Source organism: Microbacterium sp. A84, from assembly GCF_051842815.1.
Lineage (GTDB): Bacteria > Actinomycetota > Actinomycetes > Actinomycetales > Microbacteriaceae > Microbacterium.
This window is the reverse complement of record NZ_JBPXMS010000001.1, coordinates 1489733-1509678: the sequence shown is the minus strand read 5'-3', so window position 1 is coordinate 1509678 and position 19946 is coordinate 1489733. Positions and strand designations below refer to the sequence as shown.

The 19946-nt window shown below is 68.6% G+C and carries 11 protein-coding genes; 8 read left to right on the top strand and 3 right to left on the bottom strand.

Features of this window, described 5'->3' with window-relative positions:
* The first annotated feature begins 64 nt into the window (after window positions 1-64).
* From ACSU04_RS07315 to ACSU04_RS07305, 3 genes are read left to right on the top strand one after another with little or no spacing between them, the layout of a single operon-like run.
* Window positions 65-1048 (top strand): ABC transporter permease, encoded by a 984-nt coding sequence (locus ACSU04_RS07315; protein WP_439281641.1) that lies wholly within the window; start codon window positions 65-67, stop codon window positions 1046-1048.
* Window positions 1041-2090, top strand: coding sequence for an iron chelate uptake ABC transporter family permease subunit (locus ACSU04_RS07310; protein WP_439281431.1), 1050 nt, complete (start codon window positions 1041-1043; stop codon window positions 2088-2090). Before ACSU04_RS07315 ends, ACSU04_RS07310 begins: the two co-directional genes overlap by 8 nt.
* Window positions 2087-2842, top strand: a complete 756-nt coding sequence (locus tag ACSU04_RS07305; RefSeq protein WP_439288916.1) for an iron ABC transporter ATP-binding protein — start codon at window positions 2087-2089, stop codon at window positions 2840-2842. The genes ACSU04_RS07310 and ACSU04_RS07305 overlap by 4 nt, the downstream gene beginning before the upstream one ends.
* Before the next feature lie 3 nt (window positions 2843-2845).
* Here ACSU04_RS07305 and ACSU04_RS07300 read toward each other — a convergent pair whose 3' ends face one another.
* Genes ACSU04_RS07300 through ACSU04_RS07290 form a run of 3 tightly spaced genes read right to left on the bottom strand, consistent with a single transcriptional unit; the run spans window position 2846 to window position 4817 of the window.
* Window positions 2846-3055: a hypothetical protein gene (locus ACSU04_RS07300; protein ID WP_439288915.1), complete on the bottom strand. Its 210-nt coding sequence runs from the start codon at window positions 3053-3055 to the stop codon at window positions 2846-2848.
* A gap of 40 nt (window positions 3056-3095) precedes the next feature.
* Complete coding sequence (locus ACSU04_RS07295) at window positions 3096-4052, bottom strand: DNA-3-methyladenine glycosylase family protein (RefSeq protein ID WP_439288914.1); 957 nt, start codon at window positions 4050-4052, stop codon at window positions 3096-3098.
* Window positions 4053-4100: 48 nt separating this feature from the next.
* Window positions 4101-4817 (bottom strand): winged helix-turn-helix domain-containing protein, encoded by a 717-nt coding sequence (locus ACSU04_RS07290; RefSeq protein WP_439288913.1) that lies wholly within the window; start codon window positions 4815-4817, stop codon window positions 4101-4103.
* 327 nt (window positions 4818-5144) lie between these two features.
* Between ACSU04_RS07290 and ACSU04_RS07285 the strand changes: the two genes are divergently transcribed.
* The 5 genes from ACSU04_RS07285 to ACSU04_RS07265 all read left to right on the top strand — a co-directional run bounded on the left by ACSU04_RS07285 (window position 5145) and on the right by ACSU04_RS07265 (window position 19945).
* Window positions 5145-5453 carry a GNAT family N-acetyltransferase gene (locus tag ACSU04_RS07285; protein ID WP_439281426.1) on the top strand — a complete coding sequence of 103 codons (309 nt, stop codon included), beginning with the start codon at window positions 5145-5147 and terminating at the stop codon, window positions 5451-5453.
* Window positions 5454-5617: 164 nt separating this feature from the next.
* Window positions 5618-6637 carry a hypothetical protein gene (locus tag ACSU04_RS07280; protein ID WP_439281425.1) on the top strand — a complete coding sequence of 340 codons (1020 nt, stop codon included), beginning with the start codon at window positions 5618-5620 and terminating at the stop codon, window positions 6635-6637.
* Window positions 6634-16833 carry a DUF6603 domain-containing protein gene (locus ACSU04_RS07275; RefSeq protein WP_439288912.1) on the top strand — a complete coding sequence of 3400 codons (10200 nt, stop codon included), beginning with the start codon at window positions 6634-6636 and terminating at the stop codon, window positions 16831-16833. The genes ACSU04_RS07280 and ACSU04_RS07275 overlap by 4 nt, the downstream gene beginning before the upstream one ends.
* Window positions 16830-18839: a hypothetical protein gene (locus ACSU04_RS07270; RefSeq protein WP_439288911.1), complete on the top strand. Its 2010-nt coding sequence runs from the start codon at window positions 16830-16832 to the stop codon at window positions 18837-18839. The genes ACSU04_RS07275 and ACSU04_RS07270 overlap by 4 nt, the downstream gene beginning before the upstream one ends.
* Window positions 18836-19945: a hypothetical protein gene (locus ACSU04_RS07265; RefSeq protein WP_439288910.1), complete on the top strand. Its 1110-nt coding sequence runs from the start codon at window positions 18836-18838 to the stop codon at window positions 19943-19945. The genes ACSU04_RS07270 and ACSU04_RS07265 overlap by 4 nt, the downstream gene beginning before the upstream one ends.
* The last annotated feature ends 1 nt before the right edge of the window (window position 19946 follow it).

Genomic DNA, 19946 nt, shown 5'->3' with positions numbered 1-19946 from the left:
TGATGGGGGCCGTCGAGGCGATGGCGGCCCCCGTTTATGCGAGAGAATCTACTGAAACACCATGATGCGATCGACACTGAGCCCACAGCCGCGCACGCGCGGCAGATTATTCGACCCCACGCTCCTGATCGGCATTGTGATCGTTGCGCTGCTGCTGGTCGCGTCGCTGTTCGTCGGGGTGTATGACATCTTCGGTGCCGATGACGGAGCCGAGATGTTCGCCATTACTCGGATTCCGCGTACGGCTGCGCTCATGCTCGCCGGTGCAGCGATGGCCATGTCCGGACTGGTGATGCAACTGCTCACACAGAACCGCTTCGTCGAACCGACGACCACAGGAACTACCGAATGGGCAGGCCTCGGGCTGCTCGCCGTGATGATCATCGCGCCGACCGCTGGCATCGTGCCCAAGATGACCGGCGCCATCATCGCGGCGTTCATCGGCACCATGGTCTTCTTCCTGTTCCTGCGCCGAGTGTCGCTGCGTTCTTCGCTGATCGTCCCCATCGTGGGCATCATGCTCGGAGCTGTCGTGGGGGCGGTGTCCACCTTCATCGCCCTCCAAACCGACATGCTCCAGAGCCTCGGCATCTGGTTCGCCGGTAGCTTCACCTCGGTGCTGCGCGGACAGTATGAAGCCCTGTGGATCGTCGCGATCGTCGGCGTCGTCATCTTCATCGTCGCCGACAGATTCACCGTCGCCGGTCTCGGCGAGGAAATCTCCACCAACATCGGAGTCAACTACAACCGCGTCGTGCTCCTCGGCACCGCACTCATCGCCGTCGCCACCGGCGTCGTCACCGTGATCGTCGGCAACCTCCCCTTCCTCGGGCTCATCGTGCCGAACATCATCTCGATGGTCAGGGGCGACGACCTGCGCAGCAACCTGCCGTGGGTGTGCCTGCTCGGCATCGCCATCGTCACGGTGTGCGACATCATCGGCCGTACCATCATCATGCCGTTCGAGGTGCCGGTCTCGCTCATCCTCGGCGTCGTCGGATCGGTCGTATTCATCGCGCTCCTGCTGAAGCAGCGTCGTCGTGCTTAGGGCTCTGCGTGGCACCACGCCGCTGCATCGTCCTCCCGCCGAGCGCCGTGCAGGACCGCTTCCGCATGGGCGCGCGCGGCGCAAGTACTTCACGGTTCTCACCATCCTGATCGTGCTGGCAGTGGCGTTCGGAATCGGCATCCTGGTGTGGGACAACCCGGTGCCCTTCGGCACAGACGGGTTCTGGCGCATCACGCAGATGCGCGGCACGAGCATTGTGGTGATGATCATCGTCGCCTTCTGCCAGGCGATCGCCACCGTGAGTTTTCAGACTGTCACGGAGAATCGCATCATCACTCCGTCGCTGATGGGGTTCGAGGCGCTCTTCATCGCAGTGCAGACCGCCGCGGTGTACTTCCTCGGAATCAGTGGGCTGGTGGCGCTGCAGGGAAATCTGCAGTTCGTCCTGCAAATCGCCCTGATGGTCGGACTATCCGTGCTGCTGTACGGTTGGCTGCTGTCGGGACGCTACGCGAACCTGCAGGTCATGCTGCTGGTCGGCATCATCATCGGCGGCGGTCTCGGATCGGTGTCGGCATTCATGCAGCGTCTGCTCACTCCGAGTGAGTTCGACGTGCTCACCGCGCAGATGTTCGGCAGCATCTCCAATGCCGACCCCGAACAGTTGCCGATCGCGATCCCGCTGTGCCTGGTCGCGGGCATCCTGCTGTGGACGAACGCCAGGCGGCTCAACCTGCTCGCCCTCGGCAAAGACATCGCGATGAACCTGGGCCTGAATCATCGGCGTGAACTCATCCGGACGCTGCTGCTGGTATCGATCCTGATGGCGGTGTCGACCGCGCTCGTGGGGCCGATGACCTTCCTCGGTTTCCTCGTGGCGACACTGGCGTATCAGTTCGCCGACACCTACGACCACCGCTACATCTTCCCGATTTCGGTGCTGATCGGGTTCGTGGTGCTTGCTGGCGCAACGTTCGTCATGAAGAACCTTTTCTACGCGCAGGGCGTTGTCTCGATCATCATCGAGTTCGTCGGCGGCATTCTCTTCCTCATCGTGATCCTCAGAAAGGGTCGGCTGTGATCAACCTCACCGACGTACGCAAGGACTACAGCGACGAAGTCGCGATCGGGCCGGTCAACCTGCAGATTCCGGCCGGGGGAGTGACTGCGCTGGTCGGACCCAACGGCGCGGGAAAGTCGACCCTGCTGACCATGATCGGTCGACTTCTGGGTCTGGATGCCGGCACGATCGAGATCGGCGGATTCGACGTCGTCAGCACGCCATCGAAGGACCTTGCCAAGATCGTCTCGGTGCTGCGTCAGGAGAACCACTTCATCACGCGGCTGACGGTGCGCCAACTGGTGGGATTCGGACGTTTCCCGCACTCCAAGGGACGCCTCAACGTGGAGGACGAGCGAGTCATCAGCGAGGCGATCGACTTCCTCGGTCTCTCCGACCTGGAGTCGCGCTATCTCGACGAGCTGTCAGGCGGTCAGCGCCAGCGGGCGTATGTGGCGATGGTGCTCGCTCAGGACACCGACTACGTTTTGCTCGACGAACCGCTGAACAACCTCGACATGCGGCACTCGGTGCAGATGATGCAGCACCTCAAACGCGCAGCCGCAGAGCTGGGTCGCACGATCGTGATCGTGCTGCACGACATCAACTTCGCCGGTCACTATGCGGATCACATCTGCGCGGTGAAGGAAGGCAAGATCGTGCAGTTCGGTACGCCGGACGAGATCATGACGGATGCCGTGCTCAGCAGCGTCTTCGACACCGAGGTGCAGGTGATCGACGGGCCGCGGGGGCGGCTTGCGGTGTATTACTGAGCGCTACAACTCGATGCCGCGGGACTCGTCGTTGACGCCGCTGTTGCCGCCCTTTTTCGACTCGGCCGCAATCAGCCAGACCAATGAGACGATCCCAGCGAGCAGCAGACCGAGCCACACGTTCTGCAGGATGAGTCCGATCACCACGCCGAGTACGATCAGGGCGATGGTGCCACCAAGCCACGTCCACCGCTGTTTCTTCGTCGCTGCCATGCGGCCAGCCTAGTGGTCAGCCCAGTGGTCAGCCCAGTGGTCAGCGCGTGCGATGGTCCTCGGGCGCCAGGCGCGGCCCGCGCCGGGCCTCGCGGGGGCCGCCGGCGAGGATGAGGCGGATGACACGCTGACGGTGGCCTGCCCAGGGAGCGAGGAGCTCCAGCATCCCGTCGTCGTCGACGCGGGAACCGGTGAGCGCGAAGCCGACCTCGTGGGCGAGGTGGTAGTCGCCGATGCTGACCGCATCGGGGTCGCCGAGCGCGCGGATGCGGGTCTCGGCCGCTGTCCACGCGCCGATTCCGGGCAGGCTGGTGAGGATCCGGTCTCGGTCGGCGCCGGTCTCGGCTGCGATCACAGCATCGGCGATGCGCTGCCCGCGCTCCGCCGCGCGGACGATCGCGCGGGACTGCGGCGGTTCGACACCGGCGCGATGCCATGCCCAGGAAGGAATGCCGCGCCACCCATCGATCGTGGGCGGTGCGAACATCGGTCGCGGCGTCGGACCAGGGGCGCGCTCGCCGAAGCGGGTGATGAGCACGCGCCAGGCACCGAAGGCTTGCAGCGAGGTGACCTTCTGCTCGATCGTGGCACTCACCAGCGCGTCGAAGACCAGGTCGGTGCGGGTGAGGCGGCTGCTGATAGTTCGACGGGCGATGTCGGCGAGAATCGGATGCCCTGACACGTCGAATCCGCTCGCATCGTCGTCAGCGCCGCAGAGCACGGGCAGCTGTTCGAGCATCCAGGATGCGCCAGGGCCCCACGCCGTGGCATGGATGCCCTCGCCGCTTTGCCGCAGCGCCAGGGTGGCGATGCCTTCGGGCGTGCGGCTGGCGCGCCACAGTGTCACGCCATCGACGAGCATCGTCGGATCCCTCGGCCCGCGCATGAGCACGCCGACCGTGCGGAAGAGGTTCAGTGGATGTGCGGGGTGGTACGTCGTCGTGATCGGAGTTGCGGGGGCCGGTGCATCAGGCACGGCATCCGCTGTCATCGACATGCGAACACCCTACGCGGCACGTCCGACAGAACCCACGGCTGGCTGAACTCAGAAGCGGTCAGGCGAAGGCGTGCCGTGGCCGTAACGGATGACGACGTCGGCGTGACGGTCGAAGCGGTAGCCGACGCCACGCACGGTGCGCACGATGTCCTCGTAGCGGCCGAGCTTGGCGCGCAGGCGACGCACGTGCACATCGATGGTGCGCTCGCCGGGGGTCTCGTCATCCGGCGACTGCCAGAGTGCGCCCACCAGTTCGGTGCGCTCGATCGTGCGGCCCTCGCGAAGTACGAGGTACTGCAGCAGTTCGAACTCCTTGTAGGTGAACGCAGCGGAATCGCCGTCGATCAGAACACGCTTGCGGGAGATGTCTACGGTGACGCCGTAGTTCTCATCCTGCTCTTCTTCCTCTGCGGCCTTGGTGCGAGCGATCGCACCGGGCTCCTGCAGAGCGAGGCGGACGACGTCAAGGTCACGACCACCCGAACCGTGCGGTGCGAGAGCGACGGTGGCGTGCGTCTCAGCGCCGGGAGCGAGTTCGGCGAGTGTGCGACGGAGTGCGTCGACGAGAAGCGGCAGGCTGACGCCGGCTTCGGCGGCCTTGATCTCGTCGAGGCCGACGTACAGGGCGAAGCCGCGAGGAGAACGGGTAGCAGGAAGATCAGCGGTGGCAACGGGAGCGGGAGCAGGCTGCTCGGCGATGGGCGCAACAGCACGGAGGTGAGAGGTGCGGGTGGCGGGACGCTCGAGGAGTGCAGAGTTCGACATGATGATGAGTCCTTGCGAAGGGTGAGCCGATACGGCTCGAATGTGTTGCGTGAATGACCGGGAGGGCCGGGAGCGAGCACGCAGGTGGGTGCTCGGTGGCTCAGACGTCGCAGATCGCGAAAATCGTCGAGCCGGGCGGGGCGGCTGGGGTCAGCTACACATTCGGCAACACATGCCAACGCAGCCGGGCATCATCATCCCGGCAGTCCTGTTCGCCTCCTGGGCGGACAAAGGGCGTGCGTTGGTGGTCATGGGTGGATTATTACTGACGAAGTCACACCGTGTCAAAACGAGTCCCCGCGTGACTTTGAGATATAGCGTGGAGATGTGACCATTTCGAGCACCATCGACGGCTTCATCCTCACTGATGAGAAGGATGCTTCGCGCTACACGCTGATGCGCGATGGAGTGCTCGTCAGCGCTCTTGACTATCGCGACGACGGGAAGACGATCGCGCTCACCAGAGCCTTCACAATCCCGACTTTCCGCGGGCACGGGCATGCGGCACGTGTGGTCGCCGGGGCTGTCGCCGACATCGAGAGTCGAGGGGAGCGCAGGGTCGATCCGGTCTGCTGGTACGTGGCCGAATGGTTCGAGCAGAACCCTTCGCACGCCGGGCTGCTGCGTCGATCCTGAGAGTATGTCGCACTGTTACGCCGGGCGTCGCATCCGGGAAGGACGCAGGAGGTGAAACTCGCCGAGGCGTAACAACCCGCGGTAGGTGAGTTTCCGCGTTCCCCTGTTGCGCGAGGCGGCCCGGGTGTACCCTGGCGTCGTTCTCGCGAAAGAAGAACCTCATCATGGGTGATGATTTCGGCGCCGGGGGGCTGGGGGACGGCGTCACAACCACTTCACTGATCGTCCGGTGCAGGGTGCCGGACGGCAGCGACGACGGGCGTGCGATCGACTCCATCGGAGGAATCGATGCGCGGGGCCGGCAGTGGCATCTGCCGCTGGCCGAGGCCGTCGCACTCGCGCGCAGCGGCCTGCGTTTCGTTCTGCAGGGTCCGCCGCCGCTGACGCATTCCGGACCACCCCTGTATGTGCCGCTGCTGGTCGCGGTCAACGAACGGGGCACGGCATACCTGCGTGCGGAAGCGGGCAAGGGCCTGCGTCTGGCGGATCTGCCGCAGTGCACTCACCGATACCACGCACCGCCCGAGCTAGACGACGGCCCGCTTTCGCGTGGATGCCGTGAAGCGGTCGAGTATCTGCGCACGCATTGCCCAGACGTCCTTCCCACCCCGCTCGCTCCGGGCGAGGAATCGGCACCGGTGCCGCTGGAGAAGAAGCGCATGTCCGCGCTTATCCAGGCGGCTGCGGCGCAGAGCGCCTGGCGCTCAGTCGGGTTCCGCGGGGATGAGCAGGATGCCCCGCACGCTGTGCTGTGGCGAGATGGGCCGGATGCGCTGCTCGTACTGCTTGACACCGTGCGGGTTGACACAGCAGAGGGCGTCGTCACGGTCTCCGTCGAAGTCGCGTGTGACGAGCTGCCGGCGCGCGGCGGCCACAGGGCGAGAGTGTGGGTGGACCTTGTGGTCGGCACTGTGGAGCGGCCGACCGGGGCGATGCTCGCGGCGACGCCGCCGCGCGGCCCTGACGTAGTCACCCAGCGTTGGGCAGATGCCCTCACTGCGTTTGCCTGGCGGGCGCTGATCGACGTGTCTGCAGCGATGGGCTCGACTCTCGGTCACGACGAGGACGGTGCCGCGCTCGTGCCCAGCCGGTGGTTCGCCACTTCGGGTGGCTTCTCGCTCGGCGTCCAAGCACGCCACACCTTCGACCGGATGGGCCTCGGCATGGCGCAGGCACGCAGATGAGCGATCTCTTCGGCGACATCGGTGGGATTGCGACAGCCCTCGGCGTCACGAAACCGGGCTGGTTCTCTCAGCCGGACACTCACCTCAAGACGATGCTCTCTGACCCGGAGCAGCGCGCGGCGCTCATCGAGGTGATCGACACTCTGCTCGGCGGTGAGGATGCCACGGCGGAGGGCGATCGCACCCTGATGCCGATCGCAGATATCGGCGTCGTCAAGGTCTTCGGCACGCTCACCGAGCGCGCAGAACTCCTCGATATCGGGCTGCTCGTGCGGGTGCGGCTGGCAGGTTCCGCGACGGAGGTCGGCGGACGCCTGGACTTGGAAGTGCCGCTGTTCGCGGCATCCGGAGAGCCCCCGTCCGGCGGAGGGCCAGAGTCCACCGAGCCGCTCCTGCTCGGCACCGAGCACGGCGTGATCCGCCTCGACGTCGGCATCGACCTGCCGACGGGAGCAGCCCCAGGTCCCGGCGGGCTCAGCCTCGGGGCGGCCGAGCTGACGCTGCGCATCCCCACCGACGGCGCGCTTCCCGACCTCGACCTGGCGCTGCGCGGTCTGCGGATGCCGGGGGCCGCTGAACCCGTCGACGTGGTCGTCGCGCCCGACTCTCTCGCGGATCATGGCGATTCGCTGCTGCAGTTCGTGATGGGGCTGGTGAGTGCGCAACTGGACGGGCTCGGTGGGAGTGACCCGGTGCGCGCGCTCGGCGGGCTGTTCGGTCTCGTCGCAGCCGACGGCGTCCCCGATTTCCCGATTGCGCAACTCGTAGCGGAAGGCCCTGGTGCGCTCGCACGGTGGTGGGGTCTCGCGCTGTCTGGCGGTTCCGGCGATGCCTGGTTCGCGCATCTGCGGACGCTGCTGGGCGGCACATCGTCGACACTCCATGGACTACCGGCGGTCGACGTCGACCTCACGAGCACGGTCCGGCTGCGCGTCGCCGTGCGCACTGCTCCCGGAGCCGCCGGACTCCCCGTGGTGACGCCGGTGATCGCGATCGTCGCGGCCGCAGCGGCCGGTGTCGAGCTCGCCGCCGAGGTCGAACCGATCTCGCTCGATCTGGCATCGGGGGCTGCCGTCGCGCTGCCCAGCCTTCGCGTCGTCGCCACAATCGCGGGGGAGGGCGGACCGCTCCTTCCTACCCAGAGCGTCGGCGGGTTGTCGATCGGCGTGGGCAGCATCACCGCTGGTTTTGCGCTCACCGCAGACCGCACACCGCAGTTCGTGCTCGCAGCCCGCAACGCCGTCGTGGGGACGACGCCTTACGACGTGCTCGATCTGTCGAATGGCGACGCGCTCGCGGCCGCAGGCGGCACGGTGCTCGGCGACGCCGCGGAGGTGCTGCTCGACCAGCTCGGTGACGTGGGCGGCGTGCTCGGCCGACTCGTCGGGCTGGACGGCGGTACGACACCGCAGATCGACCCGGTGCGGTTGCTGTCCGATCCGATCGGCGCCATCAGGGACCGGTGGCTGGAACTGTTCGACGAGACACCGGTCATCGTGCGGGGCGTGCTCGAGCAGCTGCGCGACGCGTTCGCCTCCGACGCGGGCCGTGCACTGCCTGTCGAAGGCACCGGAACCCCCAAAGACCCCTATCGACTCATGCTCGTGCCCGGCCTCGTGCTGGAGCTCGTCCGCGTCGGAACCCGCATCGCCGTCGCGCTCTCGGCTCATGTCGACCAGGAGCTGCAACCATCGATCGATTTCGCCTTCGACGCGCGGGTGGCTCTGCTGCGTGCGGACCTGGATCCGTCGCATCCGTCGGCATCCGTGCTCGGCGACCTCGCCGCCGCCGTATCGGTGGTGCCGTCCGGAGCATCTCCGATCGAGCTCGGTGACGAGCAGGTCTCGGTGCGCACCCGGGGACTCGGCGCCCGCGTCCGCTGGCGTCCAGGGGCGGATCCTGCCGTCACACCCTGGCTGCGGGAGGCGGAACTGCGCATCGGGTCGGTCACTGTCGACCTGGACACCCTTCACGCGGCAGGGGTACTCGCGGGTGGAGCCACCCCGCTCGCGGAGGTCGCAGAGCAGGCCGTTGCGGATGCGGCGATGGATGCCGCGCACGTTCTCGCCGAGCAGGCAGTGGATGCCGCAGCCGCGTGGGGCGATGCGGCATCTGTCGCCCTCGCCACCGCGGTCGAGCACCTCGGTGCGGGGATTCTCACGGCTGCGGGCTCCGATGCGCTCGTCGCCCTGCGCGACCTTGTCGCCTGGGGTGACGCCGGCGGAGGGGGCGCGCCCGGCGGAGAGACGCTGTCGATCGCCGCGCTGGTCGCCGACCCCGCCACGGAACTGCGGCGCTGGTGCGCTGCTGCCTTCGGCATCGACCCCGCCGCGGGCGAGGTCACCGATCCTGATCGGCTCATCGGGGCGGTCGCTCGCGTGGCGAGGCTCGTCGGCCTCGACATTCCAGACGCTGCGGGACTCGCGGACGATCCGCTGCGATTCGTCCTGCCGGGTATCGAGCTCCTCGCTGGCGTCGCCGGGGAGGACGCCCAGCGGCTCGTCTCGCGCGTCACCGGCATCCTGAACGGCTGGACACCCGGCGACGCACTGCCCTCGTCGACCGAGCTGCTGGAGGGGCTCGCTGTCGACGCCGGGATCGACAACGTCCTCGCCGACCTGCTCGCGGGGCGCTCGCTCGGTCCGGACATGATTGAGGGGCTCGTCGCGCGCTGGGCGGACACCGACGGCGTCGTCGCCGTCGCGACGGCCGCGCTGCCGACGGGGCTGGATCTCACCCGCATCGACGGTCTCGTGCACGGGATGCCGCTGGACGGCGCCGGAGTGCGCGACGCCGTGGCCAGCGTGCTCGGCTCGGCGCCGGCGCGCCTCGTGCTGGTCGGCGTCGAAGCGGAGGGTGAGCCCACACTGTTGCCCGCGCGGGGCGACGCCGCGATCGAACTCGATGTCGACCTGACTGCGGCCGGGGCGCCCGCGGCATCCTTCCCGCTGCCCGGCGTCGCCCCCGTCGGCATCACCGTGGTGCGCCTTGCGGGCAAAGGAGCGAGCAGTGTCCAGGGCGCGGTGGTGACGGCGGACTCCGGATTCGACGCGCAGGTGGCGCGGCTCGCCCCTGCGCTCGCCGCGCTTTCGTCCGGTGGGGGCCCCGTCGTCATCGTCGCAGGAGGCGCAGCCGGACGCGTTGCGGTCGCCGCAGCCGCCGGCAGCGACGTTGCCGCAGTGCTGACCGTCGGCACACCGTGGAGCCCGCTCGCCCTCGGCGACCTGGACTCAGGGCCGGCTTCCCAGGGCCTCCGACTGCTTGCCTCGCTCGCCGACCTCGGCGATGACGGGGAACCCCTGGATGCGGTGGCGGATGCCGCGGTGAGGCGAGGACGCGACCTCGTCGCCGCACTCCTCGGCCGCGACGTGCGCGGCGATCCATTGACAGAGCTGTCGGCGCCGGTGCGTGCGCTTCCCGCAGGGCTGGACGTCCGCGCGATCGTCGGCCGGATCGACGCCGATGCGGTGCGCGAGGCCATCACGGCGCTCGTGCGCCGCGCGCTCGATGTACGTAGCGCTGTGCGGGCGGTACCGGCTACGGCGGAAGCCGCGCTCTCGCGACTCGGCGTGCGGATCCCGCTCGCGTGGGGGGATCAGCCGGGCGGGCTGCGGGCGAAGCTCGACACGGACCTCGATCTCGCAGCCTTCGCGAGTGCGGCACTCGCCGGCGGAGACATCCCGCGTCGCATCGCGCCGCGACTTCGCCTCTGGGCGGACGGACGCTGGCTCATCGGGGGACCGGACCCGGGGCGTGCGCCTGTGCCACGGCCGTTCGGGCTGCGCGCGGTCACGCTCGAGGCGGAGATCCCGCTCCCGGCCGTGGGCGGGAGCGCCGCAGCCGCACCGCGCGGCAACGGCCGACTCATCCTGCACGACGCGTTCGTGTTCGGTGTGCGCCGCGCTCGCTGGGTCATCGATCTCTCCGACACCGGTGCCCTGCTGCCGGAGGCGCGGGCGCTGCTCGGCGAGCTCGCGACCGCGCTGCGCCGCGCTGCCGGTGAAGTCGCCTCGTCTGCCGCCAGCGCTCCAGGCGCTGTCGTCGACACCGCCGCCCGTGCACTGCTGGATCTGCTGCGCACACTGGGACTCATCGGCCCAGACGGCGGGTTCGACGCGGTCACGCTCACGACCTTCCTGTCCGACCCTGGTGCCGTGCTGCAGACGGCGCTCGCGAGTGCGCCGTCTGCGCTCGCCGCGGCCCTCCGTGACGCGATCGGCGATACGCGGACCGACGCGGGTTCCACGGTCGAAGTGCAGGTGGGCCCCGCAGTGGCGAGCATCGACCTCGCGGCCCGCACGCTCACTGTGCATACGGAAGGCGCGCACGCCGAAGTCGCGTCTGCGGATGCGGCGGCTCCGCGCATCTCGCTGGAGCTCTCCGCATCGCGCGCCGGCGTTTCGCTCGGCCTCGAACTCGGCTGGACGGGCGGCCTCAAGATCGAGGCGAGCCTCACTGGCGGCGACGAACTCGTGGTGTCTGCGGGCCTCGCATACGACGCCTTCGGCGAAGCGATCCCGCTGTGGCCGCCGGAGGCGGCTCTCGCGTCTGGGCTGCGGATCGGGGAGCTGGCGCTCACCTTCGCGCGGGATGCGGCGCTGGCCGTCGCCACCCGCGCGCTGCGGGGAACGCTCGGCTCCGGCTCGCCCGAGCGCGCGCTGGTGGACGGCCTGCTCGGCACCGTAGGGCTTCTCGACGGTGACCGCCTCGTCTGGCCGGGCGGGCTCATCGCGGATCCGGCAGGGTGGCTGAGCGATCAGGTCGGCGGTGCGGCGGCTGCGCTCCCGCAGTTGCTGGATGCCGCGGCATCCCTTGCCGGTATCACCACGACTCCAGGCCGGCTGAGCTTCGTCGACGGGTTCGATCTCACCGCGCGCACCGTCGACGGAGCGCTCCGCGTCGGCGTCGAGGTCGACGCTGCACGCTTCTCGGGAGCGGCGCCGGGCTTCGTCCTTGGTCTCACCGGAGCGGCCCTCGTCCGGGCAGATGGGGTGGTGGTGCCGGAGGCGACGCTCACGGTCGGCACCGCCGAGGGCTCGCTCGATGTGACGCTGGGTGCGCAGGCGGGCGGTGTCGGCGACGCCATCGGCCTCGCGGTCGCACTTCGTCGCGCCGGCGGTGCCGCTTTCCCCCTGTGCCCGGGCGGCCACGGTGTCGGCTCCGCCGTCGACCTCGCCACCACGGCGGCCGTCGCAGCCCTGCCGCGTCTGCTCGACGCCCTCGCGTCTCACGACCCCGCTGGCGTACCGGATGACGCCCTCGAGATTGCTGCGCGGGTCGTCGCGACCGCGGGGCGCGCCCTCGGGCTCGCCACAGCGACCAGCGGGATCACGACGTTCGATGCGACAAGGTTCGCGGCGTTCGCGACCGCCCCGACCGCCGCACTGCAGGCGGCGCTCGGCGCTGCGGTGGGCGAGTCGCTCGGCCTACTGCGGGACGCAGCGGAGGCGCTGTTCGACGTCGGAGACCTGTTCGAGGTCACCGTCACCGGTGGCGTGCTCGCGATCGAAGCGGGACCAGCCGAGGCCCGAGTGCGGCTGGAATGGGAAACCTCTGCAGGCGCGATCTCGATCGACGTTGCCTGCGACAGCATCCCGGTGCTCGGTGCGATCCACGGCGGCGCCAGGATCACCCCGGTCGGCGTGCAGCGCGTGAGTGCGGTGATCGGCCCCACCCAGATTCCGATCGGGCCGGTCATGCTCACCCCGCTCGCCCGATTCTCGTGGACCCCCGCCGCCACTGCGATCGAGGTCGGCCTGGCCGCGAGCGATGAGTCGCGGGTCATCGCCCGGCTGACGCGGACGGGCACTGCCGCATTCGTCTTTGCGCTGGTGGCTGAGATCGGTGAGATCGATCCAGACACGCTCCTCGCCGCGAGTGGCGGAGTGCTCGAAGAGGCAGAGGCGGTGGCAGCCGCGCTTGCGCGCACCATGCTCTCGCTCGCCGCCGACGTAGTCCTTTCTCTCGAGGACGTCTCCGACTTCCTCGACGACACCACGCTGCCGATGCCCGCCCCTGCAGGCACACCCCTGCGCGACGTGATCGAGGGCGTAGTGCTCATCGGCGGCAGGCTCGATCTCGGCATCATCGATGACCTCGACGAGCCCGGCGCACTCCTTGCGCGTGTCGGGCGGCTCGCCGCCAATCTCGCACCCGCGCTGCCTGCAGTGCCCCTCGGCGGCGGCTACGGAGTCGGCATCCTCGCGGAACCGGCGGACGCAGGGCGGACGCTGCTCGGGCTCCGCCTCGATGTCGCAGCCGAGACGCCGCTGGGCGGCGACGACGTCGTCGTGAGCCTGGTCGCGGATGCCGCGTGGATCGACGATGAGGATGGTGGTCCAGCCGGGATCCGCGTGCCGATGATCACCCTCGGCGCAGCAGATGTCGAGATCGCCCTCGGCATCGAGGTGCGCGGTCTCGGCATCCGGCTTTCCCGAGTGAGCGGGCCGCTGCTGGATGCCGGCCTGCGCATCGAGTCCGTGCAACTGCTCACCTACGGGAGCATCCAAGACACCGCCGACGGAGTGAAACTCGGCGGTGGAGTGAGCGTTGCTCTGGAAGGCCTCGGGCTGGCACTCGGCGGTGCGGGCGGCGGCGGGGGATCCAATCCGATCGCCGAAGGCGTCATGCCGTCGGGTGGCGCAGGCGAAGATGCGCCGAAGCCCGCGTTCAGCCCGTCGCTCAGCATCCTGAAAAAGCCGGACGTGCCGTTCGAGTTCGACGTCCGAGCGGGCACCGCACCGGGACCGTGGTGGCTCACGGTGCAGCGCGAGTTCGGGCCGATTTATCTCGAACAGGTCGGTCTGGATGTCACGACCGCGGACGGCGGGATCACCCGCATCAGCGTGCTCATCGACGGAGCCGTCTCGTTGTTCGGATTCGCGGCGGCCGTCGACAATCTCTCCCTCACCTATCACGCGCCTGGCAGCCCGTTCGCACCGGCTTCCTGGGCGGTGGACGTCGAAGGGTTCGCGATCTCGGCCGATGTGGGCGGGCTCACTCTCGCCGGCGGACTGCGCAAGTTCGAGCCCCTCGAGGGCGGCACCGAGTACCTCGGCATGCTGCTCGCCCGATTCGGCACGTACGGGCTCACCGTCTACGGCGGGTTCGGGCAGGTTGGGGAGGGGGAGGATCAATACCTCTCGCTCTTCCTCATCGGCGGTGTCAACGGGCCGATCGGCGGCGTGCCCGCCTTCTTCATCACCGGCATCGCCGGCGGATTCGGCGTCAACCGGCGTCTAAAGATTCCGACCGACCTGAACGAATTCCCAACATTCCCCCTCATCCGCGTGCTCGATTCCGCCGCCACCGACGTCGATCCGTTCGCGGAGATCGCGGAGCTGCGAACGAAATTCCCGCCGGAACGCGGATCGTTCTGGTTCGCTGCAGGTCTCTCGTTCAACAGTTTCGTGCTGGTCGACGGCATCGTGGTGGTGGCCATCGAGTTCGGAAACGGCTTCGAGCTCAGCATTCTCGGCCTTGCCCGTATGGCCCTGCCGCGTCCGCAGTTGACGCTGGTGTCGATCGAACTCGCCCTCGTCGCCAGAGTGTCGAGCCGCGAGGGCATCATCCTCGTCCAGGCGCAGCTGACCGACAACTCCTGGCTGCTGCTGCCGAGCGTAAAGCTCACCGGCGGCTTCGCGTTCACGGCCTGGTTCGCCGGACCCAACAAGGGTCAGTTCGTGCTCACCATTGGCGGCTACCACCCCGACTTCGTGCGGGAGGGATACCCGGTCGTCCCGCGCCTCGGCATCGAGGTCTCCATTGGCGACTTCGTGGTCATCATGGGCAAGTCGTACTTCGCGCTGACCAGCGAGGCGCTCATGGCTGGCGTGCGGATCGAGATCCATGCGGAGCTCGGCCCCGCATGGGCGCACGTTGTGCTCGGGGCGGATGCCATCATCTACTTCGATCCGTTCTGGCTGAGCGTCACCATCTATGCCTCGATCGACGCCGGCATCACGATCGACGTGTGGATCGGCAAGATCACCCTTTCGGTGCACATCGGAGCGCGGGTCACTCTCACCGGTCCCCCATTCCACGTGATCGCGACACTGGAGATCGGACCGGCAGAGGTGACGCTGGAGATCGGACCGTCCGTCAGCGTGCCGAAGCCGCTGGACTGGCCGAAGTTCCTCGAGAAGTATCTTGAGGATGCCGGGTCGAACACGGCGCGCGCACTGAGCATCATCACCGGCAAGGGCACGATCCCGCCGGCGGGCGGGGCCGCCACCGGAGGGGCCGCGTCTCCGGATGGGCAGCCCGATCGCCCGTTCCGCGTCGTGGCGGAGTTCCAGGTGACGCTCACCTCGACCGTGCCGATCACGTGGTACCGCGGGGCGCCGTTGAAGACGGCCCAAGGACCGGTGACCTCGTCGGGCGCGCTCGCGCTGCCAGGTATCCTGCCGATGGCAGTCGCCCCCATGCGCAAGGGGCAGGTTCTCACCTGCCTGACGCTGAGGGCGAGAGCGCGAAGCGCCTCCGGCGGGATCGACGAGTCCGATCCGAACGACTACCTCGAGCTGCCAGGTGTAACAGGAGCGCACGCGACCGGCGACTTCCCGATCGGCGTGTGGGGGCCGATGCCCGACGAGGAGACCGTCCCTCAGGGCGATCTGCTGAAGGCGCCGAACACGATCTCCATCGACGTCGAAGCCGTCATCGCGATGACGCCAGCGCCGCCGGCGATCAAATACCGGCAGGTGCGCACCGGCAGGCGGCGAGTGTTGCCGTTGCTGCCTTCGGTCGCTGCCCTCCAGCGCACGGCGATGCAGCAGGGCGCGGCGCTGACCGCGGATGCAGTGCAGGCGCTGCGCGCAGCATCCGGAGGCGCTGATGACACTACGATCGCGATGGGCCTGCTCGCGGATCGGGGCGGCATCGGTCACCTGAGGGCGCAGGACTGGCGGGCCGCCCTTGCCGCCCCGGTACGGCTGGGATCGCTCGGTCAGGACCTGGGGCTGCTCACACCAGAGCCCGCGATGGCAAACGTCACCGTATCGCCGGTGGCCGCGCACCAGATTCGTCCCGCCCGGATTCGCACGGTGATGACGGCCCCCGTGCTGCACGACAGCGTCGCGGCCGCGATTATCGGCGGCACCAGCGTCTCCGCGGCGTTGATGTCCACGCTGGCAGGCAAGGCCGCTGCACGCAGCATGACGGCGCCGAGCGTGGCCGCGGTGGCGTCCTCGCTGGACGGCGCGATCGCCACCCGGCTCGTCCGGGCCGGTTCCGCAGCCAGGGTGTCCGGTGCGACGGTGCTCGCAAGCACTCCGCTGCCTGCCGCCGTCTTTACGGCGACCGCCGCGAGCACGGCATCCCGGCTGGCGGATCCCGGGAGCGTTCGCACCGTGCGCGGCGCCTCGCAGGAGCTGACGGATCGGGGATGGACGCTCCGCGACGGCGATGTCGCGATGCTGGAGGTTCCGGATGCGGCCCGTGACGGGCGCACCGCGCGGCCCGCGCTGCGGGTGGAGAAGGGCGGCGCGCGGATCGTTTGCTTCGGAGGCGGCGGCATCGTGCTCTCCGATTCCCACTACACGCGGGAGCAGGCGATCATCATTCCGGCCGGCGCAAGCGGCCTGACGGTCATTGCCGGTCCGGACGTGTCTGCCACCGCAGGCGTCGCGGTGCACGGCGGCTGGCACGACACCAGCATGCTGCCCTCGGCGACCGCCGGTTCTTTGGTCGGTGTCGGATGCGTTGTCGCAGCGGTCGGAGTCTTCGCCCGCACGGCGGCGGATGTCGACACTTCGTGGACCACACCGTCTGGCATCACCGCTGACCTCGCCCCCACGACCACCACGCTGAGGGCCCCCGCCGTGGACCGCGCGATCGCCGCGATCGCGGTGGGGGTCACCGGGTCGGGTTCCGACGGGGTCGCGGTCGGGCTGGAGAACGCAGAACCACTCGGTGCGCCGCTGGTCACCGTGGACACCGACGGAACCTCGGTGCTTGTCTTCGCGATCCGTCAGAGCGGGCCGGGCGTCGTCGTGGTCAACGCCTCCGTCGAAGATGGGCGCGACGTCACCGGTGTCTTTGCGGCATCCGCTCCGCTGGTGGGGGCGCAATCCGATCCCGAGGCCGCAGCGCGGTGGCTCGCGAACGCGATCGGCGCCCGCGGGCTCGCCGGTCTCGATCGCCCGGTCTCGGCATCCGGCGCCGGCACCACACGCATCCGTTGGAGGCAGTCATGAGCAGGCCACCGGCAGGAACGTTCCGCATCTACCCGGCTGCCATCCCGCCGATACCGATCGGCAGGTACGTCGTCGATGGGGAGATTGAGATCATCGACGTCGCGGACAAGGCCGCAGCGGCTCCGCAGCCGATCGGTACGCCGGTCGGCACGTTCGAGCCGCTGCAGGGTGCGTTCGACGTCGAGGGGCCGCGATATCAGCTGCCGCCGGACCAGGTGCTCTCCACCTATCCGCCCTCAGGCTCTCGTGGCGCGTACAGCAGGCGGTTGCCGCAGATCGTGATCAAGCGGCGCACGCTGCCGTGGGAGTGGTCCATGCCGCCGGGGCAGGGGGGAGCGCCAATGCCATGGCTCGCCCTGGTGCTCATCGGGCCAGGGGAGGGAACGATCGTCGTCGACCGACCGGTCGCGGAGTGCGTGACGTCAGGGACGACGCTGCCGCATCCGGACGTGTTCGACACTCCGAAGGGTTCGTATCTCAAGGTTCCGCAGTCCGTCGTCACCAGGACCTTCCCGACCGCAGACGACCTGCCGCTGCTCACGCACGTGCGTGAAGTCGACATGAGCGACACCGAACTCGCCATCGGCGACGATGACGGCTGGCTCGCAGTGATTCTGTGCAATCGTCTACCGCAGGCGGGCGTGACGTACACCGCGTGCCTCATCAACATCGATTCGCAGACCGCGCACCTGCCGGACGACCCAGCCGTCGAGAACTCCTTCGACCCGTTCAGCGTGGTCTTCGACATCGGCGAGTTCACACAGGTGCTCGCCAATACTCACCCCGTCAGCGTGGATGCCGCAGTAATGGGGGCGACGCAGGTCGGCTCCGTCGCTGCGACCGAGGCGGTCGCGGGCTATGCGGTCGCGAACACCGGAGCAGTGTGGGCTGCGGGCACCAAGCGCGACGTGTCGATGACTGTTCCGGTCACAGCGGGCGTGACGAGCGTTTCTGCGCAGCCACTTCTCGGCCTGCTCAACTTCCCCTACGAGCTGCTCGATACGGTGCGGCATTTCCCGGTGCTGACGTCCTGGTCGTTCACCTGCGACGGCGACGGCGATTTCGCAACGCTTGCGAACGAGGTCTCCTCGCGGCTGCTCGGCCATGTCGCATCTGCACCAGAGGACCCGGATGGCGGACCGCGCACCAAGGACCTGCCCACCCTCACCGAACCGCCGTCGAACCGCCCGCTGCCGCTGGTGACCGAGTCGGGCCACATCGTCACCGCCTATCGGACCCGCGTCGGCGACGAAAGTCAGGCGTATTTCCGCGGGCCGCTGATCCCCAATCCGAGTGTGAGACCCACCCCCGGTGACTCCGATCGAGTGGTCCTTGCGCATCACGCCGACCAGTTGCGGCTGATCGTCCCGGACGGCTTGCAGGATCTCACCTATTCTTCAGCGTTCGAGATCGGGCGCCTGCTGGCACTGAGCAGGCCGGGAGTCGTTGCGCTGCTTGCACGCTGGCGGCGCGAGAAGTTTGCCGCGGCTGCGACCGCCGCGGTCCAGGCCCACGTCTTCGCACAGCTGCCGAGCGCGCTGCGCGAAAGCATCCGAATGGTCGACCCGCTGCGGCAGGGGATACCGATCGCGGTCGGCATCGACCTGCCGGGGCCGACTCCTGATCGGTTCGAGAAGGCGCCGACCGGCAGGCAGTTCATCCGTGGGCTGCTGTCGGCGCTCGATGCCTCGGCCGCAGAGATCGCGTCGCCGCTGCCTGCCGTGAACGCGGGATTCGCGCGCGACGACACGGCGAAACTCACCCGGTCGAGGGCGACGCGCCTCGCCAAGGGGCTGGCACTGGACGTCGATCTGACGGTGCCGGCGGAAGAGCTCGCCAGGCAGCTGGCCTCGACCCCGCTCGCGAGGGCCGAGCGCGACCAAGCGGCCGAGCTCGCCGGGGCACGCATCGCGATGGAGGGCCTCGTCGCCGAGCTGATCGAGGGAGCGGATGCTCTCCAATCGGGCGGTATCGAAATATCGGACATTCTCGGGAGGATGAGATGAGCGTCACGCTGTCGACCGCGCAGCTCGTGAGCGCGGTGGCGGAGATGACCACGCACATCCTCGCCACGATGGAACCGGAACAGGAGGTACAGGACGCGCCGGACCCTGGGCCACGGCGAACGCCGCGCGCGCTGCGGCTGTGGCTTGCGCGTCTGCGCCTGTTGGAGGCTGTTCCGTTCAGCCATCTGGTCGCCGATGCGACGCTCCTCCCACCGGAGTCGATCCGCTTTTTCCACGTCGATCGTGGGTGGACGGATGCCCTGGTCGAGGGGGCCCTCTCCGTCGGCACTGTCACGACGGCGGATCGCGCGACGCTGGAGGCGATCTACCCGATGCTGCGCCCTGAAGTCGATGAGGCAGAGCGACTCGTGCGTTTGCCTGGCTGGGAGCGCGGCGCGAACGTCCCGTCGGGTCCAGCGGGTCCGATCTCGGGATTCCTGCTCCGCTCGCGCCTAGTTTCGGGATGGCCCGCGATGACCGTGCGCGGATACGGCCGAGACAATTACCGGCTGACTGGCCCGCTGCATGCCGATGACGAGCATGTCGGAATGGGGAACGCGGCCAATGCTGCCGCGCAGGAGCGCGCGATGCAAAAGCGGGAGGTGCTCCGCTTCGAGCGCCTCGCGCCCGCCGTCCTGCTCGTCCTTTTCGACGGCGTGCCGGAGGTCGTGCACCTGGAGGAGCCCCGCGCCGGCGTGCAGTTCGGATTCGAGGACACCACGGCGCCCAGCGGCAGGGTGTCGATGACTTCTCGCACTCGCGATGTCACCAACGGGGACGGTCTCAGCGAGACCGTCCCGGTCCCGTTCCGCAGGGGTGCTCCTGGCGTCGTCCACATCGGAGAGCTGATGAACCGGCTCGCAGAGGTAGATGAGACCAATATCGGCAGCAGAAAGGATGCCGCGACGCTTGCGATGCAGCTGCTGCAGTTTCCGTGGCGTGCCGTCTTCGGCGACCAGTCGCTGCAGGAGGATGGCGGGGCCGCGCCAGACATGTCTGTGGTGTTCCATCCCGAGATCTCCTACGAGATCATCCAGGACCGTATCGCACAGGGCCCGTTGGGACACCCCTATCCCGTGTCCGGCGTCGCCGTGAACCGCGTCTGAG